Raw genomic sequence first — 8,630 nt, 5'->3', positions numbered from 1 at the left:
AAAATATAACTGGAAATGAAATTTCCAGTTATAAAACATATCCAATATTCAATTTACACAAGTTATTCTACATCCTCTGTAGTTATTTCTGTAATGAAACAACTACATCCTTTCTTAATAACATCTATTTAGCTTTTTTTATATCCTAAACTTATTTATATCTTCACTTAAATTTTCTGCTAAATCCTTAAGATTTTTTGCATTTCCATTAAAATCTTCCATAGTTGCAGATACTTCTTCTGTAGCTGCAGATACCTCTTCTGTGCTTGCTGCAGTTTCTTCAGATATTGCTGAAAGATTTTGCATCTTTTCCATTATAACATCTTTTTCCTTATCAATGCCGATAATAGAATTTTGAACAGTATTAATCATATTTGTTAAATTATCAATTGCCTTAGCTATACTATCAAATGTCGCTTTTGTTTTGTTAACAGCTTCTCCTTGTTCTTGAATTGTTGATTTAGCCTCATTAACTGCTTTAACTGCTACTTGGGATTTATCATCAACTTCTTCTATTAGCTTTTCTATATCTTTTGTAGCTAAGGTTGACTCTTCTGCTAACTTTCTTATTTCATCTGCTACTATAGAGAATCCTCTTCCTGCTTCACCTGCTCTAGCTGCTTCGATAGCTGCATTTAAAGCTAGTAAATTGGTCTGTTCTGCAATTGCATTTATACTATTTATTATTGTTCTAATATTACTTGATGCACCACTCATATCTTTTACAGCTATTTCTATCTTATCTGATGCATTATTAGTGTCTACAGATTTACTCGAAAGTATGTCCATTGCAAATAGTCCGTCTTTAGTCATTTTATCTGTATTTTCAGAAACATTATGCATACTCTTTGCTTGTTCATTTATCTCTTGAAGTTTATATACAAGTTCTTGTAACTCTTCAACTGAAGCTTCAACATCTCTAGCCTGCTCAGTACTTCCAACAGAAACTTGATCAATAGTTTTTGCTATATCTTCCACTGCACTTGTAGTTTGATCACTCATAGTAGAAATAGATACTGCGGTATCAGCTATTGTTTCTGATGATTTTTTTACACTACTTATTAAATCACATATTCCGTCAGTCATACTGTTAAAGCTGTTTGCTAAATCTCCAAATTCATCTTTAGACTTAATATGAAGTCTCTCTGTAAGATCACCCGCAGAAGCTTTACTAAATATTTCCTTTAATTTCTTTATACTATCGTTTATTCCCTTACTAAATACAGATGCAACTATTAAATTTATTGGTAACGCTACAATAAAGAATATGATAAGTAATTTAACGATCTTATTAGTATCTACTTTCAGCTCATTTTCAGGCATAGAAGCCAGTATCTTCCACCCAGTTGTGTTATTAGTGGAATAACTTGCATATTTACTTTCACCATTGTATATATACTCAGTAAAACCTTTAGAATTTTCCTTAACTTCATTCCAATAAGTTTGTTTTGCTGCTGCACCTTCTCCTATAATAGATTTATCTGGATGAGATATTATTACTCCATTAACATCAGAAATATATATATATCCTTCATTACCAACTTTAAACTCAGATATTTTTTCTGCTAACTTATCTAAATTAACACTTATTGAAATAACACCTATTATCTCATTATTATAAGTTACACTCTTTGCTATCCCAACAACTAACTTTCCATTTGATTTATAAGGCTCAGTAATATAAATCTTTTCTTTATTCTCCACTGCTCCTTTATACCAAGGTCTTGAAGTTGGATCATAGCCTGCTTCTGTTTGTTCTTCTGGATATTTTATAGTCTTCTTATCTGTTGTAGAAAATTGTATTAATTCAATATCACCATTAGTATCTTTAATACCTTTTATCAAACTTTTAGCATTGACCTCTAAATCTGGATGTATAATTATTTCTTTAAAATCAATATTATTCGAAAGCATCTCAGTACTTGCAATTAAACCATTAAAATAATTGTCCACTGCTACATTTACTAAGTCAACTTCTTGATTTGTAGTAGCCTTAAGCTTACTATAAAGTATGTTACCAGTCATTTTATAAGTTATCGCACCAAATGATATTAAAGGAACTTGACAAATTACAATTAATATAATCATCAATTTTACTTTAAGACTATTAAAATTTAATTTACTTTTTCCAATTTTCGCTTTATTCATATATAAGCCTCCTAAAAAATCTCATATGTATATTTCGTCTTTTTTCTCGGTATCTTTATATTCTTTTTAATAATTTTCAAATAACTTATTATCATATTTAATTTATCTTTTTATTGCTTGTATATTTTTGTATAAAAGAAAGTCATGCTTATCTAGCACGACTTTCTTTTATTATTCTGCACTTTTAAGGGATTCTATCATATCTATCTTATCAAATCTATTATACATAACTAAATTTACTACTACAGAGAAGAAAATTGTGAGAATTATTGAATACAAGAAATACTGCACTCCGATATGTCTCATAAACATCATAATATTTGTCTCCGCAGTTGTAACTACAAAATTATCTAAGAATATACCTATAAATATTCCAACTAAACTTCCTATAACTGTAAGAATAATATTTTCTCTATAAATATATGATGCTAATTCATTATTATAAAATCCTAGAAGCTTTATTGTAGCAAGCTCTCTTCTTCTCTCATTAATATTTATATTTGTAAGATTATATATTACAACAAAAGCTAAAACTCCTGCTGAAACTATAAGAATTAGTACTACTGAATTTACACTATCCATGCTCCTCCCAAATTCACCATGTACATTACTTTTAAAGCTTACAGAATTTATTTTATCTATACCTTTTAAAATATTCGACGTATTATCTTCACTGGATTCTGATGTATCATTTAAAAGACCATAAAAGTTATTAACTACTGGAGTTTCACCTATTACATTTCTATAATAATCAGGACTCATATAAACATAATGTTGAATATAATGTTCTGTTATATCCGAAATTTTAACATTATAAACTTTATTGTCTATTTCTAAATCAAAAGTATCTCCTACTTTTTTATCAATAAGTTTAGCAAACTTTTCAGTTACTACTACTCCATCATCACCTAGATTTAGTCCTTTATTCTTACTAGACAACTCAATATAATCATTAAGTGCCCCCTTATCCTCTGGTACAACTAAATAGACATCTTCACTAGATGAATCAACATTTTGTGCTGAAGTGTTCTTTGAATAATAGAATAATACTGAATCTATATTAGAATCCTCCATTATTTTATTTTTCAAATTTTCTTTTTCCTCTAGGCTAATAGTATCTTTCAATGATGCTGTCATTTGATATTTATAGATTTCATCAAATTGTCTTTCTGTAGCTCCTATTATCCCTCCTTTTAGCCCAAAACCTGTTACCATTAATCCAGTGCAAGCCCCTATACCTATAACTGTCATGAAAAATCTTTGTTTATATCTTAATATATTTCTTGCCGTAACTTTTCTTGTAAACTTTAATCTTTTCCATATAAAAGGTATACTTTCAAGTAATATCTTCTTTCCTGCTTTAGGTGGTTTGGGCCTAAGAAGCGATGCTGGAACCTCTCTAAGTTCTCCAATTGTAGCACCAACTGCCGCTATTGTTGTAAATAAAATAGCTATTAAAGATGCTTGTAACGCTAAATTTACATTAAAGAAAGTTATAGAATTAGGCATAGTATATATTGAACTATATGCATTCATTATTAGTGGCGGGAATAACTTAAATCCAAAAGAAATACCTAGTAAGCTTCCAAGTAAACTTGCTGTAAGAGAATATATCAAATAATGACATACTATTGTAAGTCTAGAATATCCTAACGCCTTAAATGTACCTATTTCTATTCTATTCTCTTGAACCATTCTAGTCATTGTTGTAAGACTTACTAAAGCTGCAACCAAGAAAAATATCAGTGGGAAAGCTTTTCCTATATTATCTATCCTATCACTATCTTGTCTATAAGTTTCATAACCTACATTAGCTGTTCTTCCAAGCACATAACATTCTGTTTTTTTTATATTATTAAGCTTTTCTCTATTTTTAATAATTTCAGCTTCTCCATCAGCTATTTGCTTGTTAGCTTTCTCTTCTTCTCCCCTTAATTTCACAGTATTATTTTCTAATTCCTTCTTACCTTTTTCAAGAGAAGTTTTTCCTTCTGATAATTTTTTCAGTCCCTCTTCTCTTCCTTTATTATAATCTACTTCTCCTTGAGATAATTTTACTTTGCCATTCTCAATCTCTGAACTTTTTCTAAGTAATTCTGCTATTTTAGGGTTTTCATTCACTACTGACAACATTCCATTGCTCTTAAGTGCATTATATATGCTATGAAAATCCTTGCCTTTGATATTATTCTCATAAAAGGAGTTTATAGAATTAAATTTATCAATATATATTTGATTGTTTGGTTCTGAATCTAAAAGATTTTTAGCTTCACTAACTTGTTTTCCTATTACACCTTCAAGCCCTTTTGCTGCTTGTTCTTTACCTGATTCTAATTGATTTTCTCCAGCTAACAAAGCTGCTTTATTATCTTCTAATTGCTTTTTCCCAACAGCCATTTTTTTATTAAATAAGGCTTCATTACTTTTTAATTCTTCTTCACCTTTTATAATCTTTTCATTTGCATCATCTAAAGCCTTATGAGCTTCAGCAAATTTACTTTCCGCTTCCTTTTTGCTGTTGTTTAATTTATCTTCTGCTTCTTGAATTTTTTTACTAGCTGAATCAAGGATATCATTATATCGAATCTCTCCTCTTTCTTCTCCAAAGTTCTTTATATTTTCTTCAATATTTTTTATAGAATTCTTATATTCTTTATTATTAGAAAGGCTTTCCCTAGATTCTTCAACATTTGTCTTTATATACATTTCTGTAAACACTTCACTTTTAAATACTTCTGGAAGTATATATACAAAACCTCTAACGGTACCATTTCCAACAGAACTTAGTTGCCTTTGTGCAGAAATATATAATGGTGATTCAGCAGCTCCAACTATTGTAAACTTGCTATTTGTAAGGTTATCTCCTATGTATTTCTCACTACCTGATTGAAGTTCTAAAGAGTCTCCAATCTCTAATTTATATTCCTTTAAAAACCTGGATTCTACTATAGCTTCATCTGATTTTTCTGGTAATCTACCGCTAACTAACCTTATCTTATTTATTCCATCTTCCTTTGGTACTGAATTAATATTTAGAACTAAGGATTTTTGATCTCTTTCAGTAACTGCATCTAAAGAATATGCACCTTCAGCATCAGCCACTCCATCTAAATCACTTGCTGCTTTCACATCATCTTCAGTTAATCCTAATGTGGAAATCATTTTATAGTCCATAAGTCTATAATCGTCAAAGTAACTATCTCCTGACTTCTTCATATCTGGACTTGTTGCTCTAACACCTGCATAAAATGACACACCAATAGCTATAATTATCACAATAGATAAAAACCTTGAAAGTGTCTTTTTTATATCTCTAAATAAATTTTTAAAAAATGTATTTTTCATCTTATTACCACTCTATACTTTCTATAGATACTGGATTGGTATTAGATTTAATACTTTCAATCTTTCCACTTTTTACTGTTATTATTTTATCTCCAATAGGTGCTATAGCTGAATTATGAGTTATTATAACAACTGTCATATTGTAATTCTTTACTGTATCACAAAGAAGCTTCAATATGGATTTACCTGTGTTATAATCAAGGGCTCCTGTAGGTTCATCACAAAGAAGCAACTTAGGATTTTTAGCAAGTGCTCTAGCTATAGATACTCTTTGTTGCTCTCCCCCAGATAATTGTGACGGAAAATTGTACAATCTATGTTCAAGTCCTACATTCTTTAGTACCTCAACTGGTTCTAGTGGATTCTTACATATTTCTACTGCTAACTCCACATTTTCCACTGCATTCAAATTTTGAACTAAATTATAAAATTGAAATACAAAACCTATCTCTTCTCTTCTATATTTAGTAAGCATTTTATTATTATATTTACTAATATCATTACCATCTACCAAAATACTTCCTTCTGTTACATGATCCATACCACCTAAAAGATTAAGTATAGTAGATTTTCCTGCTCCACTTGCGCCGAGAACTATAACTAATTCTCCTTTATCTATGGAGAAAGAGACATCATCAACTGCCGTTATGGCCACTTCCCCCATAGTGTAGCTTTTTTTAACGTTTTTCAATTCTATAAAACTACCCATAGTTTTCCTCCCACGATTTTGCTGTGAACCATAGTTCTCTTTTGATTTTTAAAATTACTGTTGCCTATTTAAGCAACAGATTCTAATTTTTAAATATTTACTTTATCTTCTATGTCTTTGAAAAAAATATCTATTACAGATATTATTAATTTTCTAACAACTTCACCATCCTCTCTCTCCTTAACAATAATAGAAATACTTTCTACAAGACTGTTAGAAAGTAAGTATATAATAAAATTATCACTTAAAGTCTTCCCTCGTTTTGATAATTCATATATCGTCACTTCCGTCACTGTTCTAGTTACAAAATCCACAAAATATGATTTGCAATTCTCATACTTAGAGCCTTGACTTTTATTAAGTAGTACAGCAATTTCAATACTACTTTCTCTAAAAATTTCCATTACTTTTTCTGTAATCTTATAAAATATATCGCAAGCTTTTTCATTTAGCTCAACTTTACCCAATTCATTAATATAGTTCATAAGCCTATTATATACAGATCCAATAATATTTTCATATAGGGCTTCTTTGCTATCAAAATATTTATAAAGATTTCCAACAGATGTATTTGAATTTGCAGCTATACGCCTTATAGAGGCTCCTTTATATCCTACGTTTTTAAACTCTTTTAGAGCTTCTTTCTTTATTTTATCTCTTACTTCTTCTTTTAAATATTGCATTAGAAAACCCCCGTTCTCTTTTAAAATTTTACGCTTACTTTTACTCTTTTGTCAACGAAAAACTTAACAATTAAATAAAAAAATAGTAGCATCATTTCTAATTGATAGCTACTATTTTCTTTATAAATTTTAAACTAATCTATTGCACGCCATTCTTGTTCAGTATCACTTACTTGAACTCTCACATATTTTTTTGCCATTACCTTACCTTTAAAAATATTTGTTACAACAAATGTAGGCATTATTTTCTGCTCACTTCCTGCAGTTACTACTAAGGCACTTGGATACATATACATTGTATTATAATTACTAAAATAAACATATTGTGTTTTTATAAATGCAGGATTATATTGTGAAAACTCATCCTTTGAAACTTGTAAACTAAATTTACCTGTTGAATCAGTAGCTACTTTTTTTTGAATAGTTGTTCTTGGCATTTCTAAACTTATGGACACTATTTGATTAGCTATAGGTGTATTATCTGTATTAGTTACAGTTCCTTCAACGCTAAAACCATTTTCTATTATCTTTCCTGGACTAGGTTGCTTATATAAAACAAATTCATCATAAAGCTTATCTGCAGGCAAATTCCTTATTTGAGCACAAGCATCATCTTCTCTAAACCAAATACCATAATTATTAAAATCAAAATCATTGTCACTAACTGATGTAATTTTTACATTTTTTATATTCATTGGAACATTAGCCATAACTTGACGAATATCCCAATCTGACCAATTACCCTTGCTATCTTGAACTCTAGACAATATAAAATAAGTTCCAACTTCATTTACTTTAAATGTATAACTTTTAGAATCCGATATAACACTATCAGTAATTATGTTTCCATCCTTTTTAACTACAATTTCTCCTTTAGTTATAGAATCTCCACTATCTGCATCAGTTGAGTTAGCCCAACTAATATTATATTCTGTTCCAATTTTAATTAAATTTGAAAATGAAGTGTTTAATTTGCATACTGGTCTTGCACTACCATCTGCTGGCTCTATAGATAATGTAGCATTATAAACATTTGATAACGCTCCTTTAGAATCTTGAACTTGAAATAACATTGTATACTGAGCTGCTGTTTTGAATTGTGTCACAAATCCAATAATATTTTTATTAGAATCAACTAGTGTTTGAACAATTGAATCTTGTGGAATTCCAGCAACAGTTATATTAGTAATACTATCTCCATCTGGATCATAAGTATAGTTTGTCCCATTATATGACATAAGCCATGCAATTTGAGTATTAGTTGTAATTTTACCGTTAATCTCCGAATCCGGATTTAATACAGCATACGCTAAATTAGCTACTGGAGGCCTATTAGCGCTTGCTTCTTCACTATTCAAAGTACTCATTAACATTTTAGAATTACTAGTTTTTTCAATAGAATTAACACTCTTATCTGGTGTAATAGTAGTTTTAATTTCATTAGAATTATTTAATTCCAAATCATTAACATTAATCTTCTCAAGTTGATCAAGATTAACGTTACTACCTTCCACATTTATTGTTTTACTAGGTAATTTAGTAGCTGCTGATGTTTTATTACTTGGAACTATTATTGATAAAAACAAAAATAATACAGCTACTACAGTTGACATTTTTTTCATATCTTTCCCCTCCTATATTATAATTTCTATTATATTATCGAGAAGTTCTTTCAATATATTATACTTTTTGTATATTTTTTCTGATTTTTCTATATTTTTTTAAAAATGAAATAACTTTCATAG

5 protein-coding genes are annotated in these 8,630 nt (G+C 29.2%); all 5 read right to left on the bottom strand.

The window, feature by feature from the left end; all coding sequences use genetic code 11:
* Nucleotides 1-138 precede the first annotated feature (138 nt).
* The 5 genes from H9661_RS11160 to H9661_RS11140 all read right to left on the bottom strand — a co-directional run bounded on the left by H9661_RS11160 (nt 139) and on the right by H9661_RS11140 (nt 8,507).
* The gene (locus H9661_RS11160; protein WP_191768809.1) at nt 139-2,148 is read right to left on the bottom strand and encodes a methyl-accepting chemotaxis protein; all 2,010 of its coding nucleotides are present in this window, start codon (nt 2,146-2,148) and stop codon (nt 139-141) included.
* Between the two features lie 171 nt (nt 2,149-2,319).
* Nucleotides 2,320-5,493, bottom strand: coding sequence for an ABC transporter permease (locus H9661_RS11155; RefSeq protein ID WP_191768806.1), 3,174 nt, complete (start codon nt 5,491-5,493; stop codon nt 2,320-2,322).
* A 4-nt stretch (nt 5,494-5,497) separates the two neighbouring features.
* Nucleotides 5,498-6,202 (bottom strand): ABC transporter ATP-binding protein, encoded by a 705-nt coding sequence (locus H9661_RS11150; protein WP_143316137.1) that lies wholly within the window; start codon nt 6,200-6,202, stop codon nt 5,498-5,500.
* 89 nt (nt 6,203-6,291) lie between these two features.
* On the bottom strand, nt 6,292-6,885 hold the full coding sequence (locus tag H9661_RS11145; protein ID WP_143316138.1) for a TetR/AcrR family transcriptional regulator: 594 nt from the start codon (nt 6,883-6,885) through the stop codon (nt 6,292-6,294).
* Nucleotides 6,886-7,019: 134 nt separating this feature from the next.
* Entirely contained in the window at nt 7,020-8,507 is a 1,488-nt protein-coding gene (locus H9661_RS11140; protein ID WP_143316139.1) for a carboxypeptidase-like regulatory domain-containing protein, read from the bottom strand.
* Nucleotides 8,508-8,630: the final 123 nt, after the last annotated feature.

The sequence above is a fragment of the Clostridium cibarium genome, from assembly GCF_014836335.1.
In the GTDB taxonomy this organism is placed as follows: domain Bacteria; phylum Bacillota; class Clostridia; order Clostridiales; family Clostridiaceae; genus Clostridium; species Clostridium cibarium.
The sequence above is the reverse complement of the archived record's forward strand: the minus strand, read 5'-3'. Positions and strand labels throughout refer to the sequence as shown.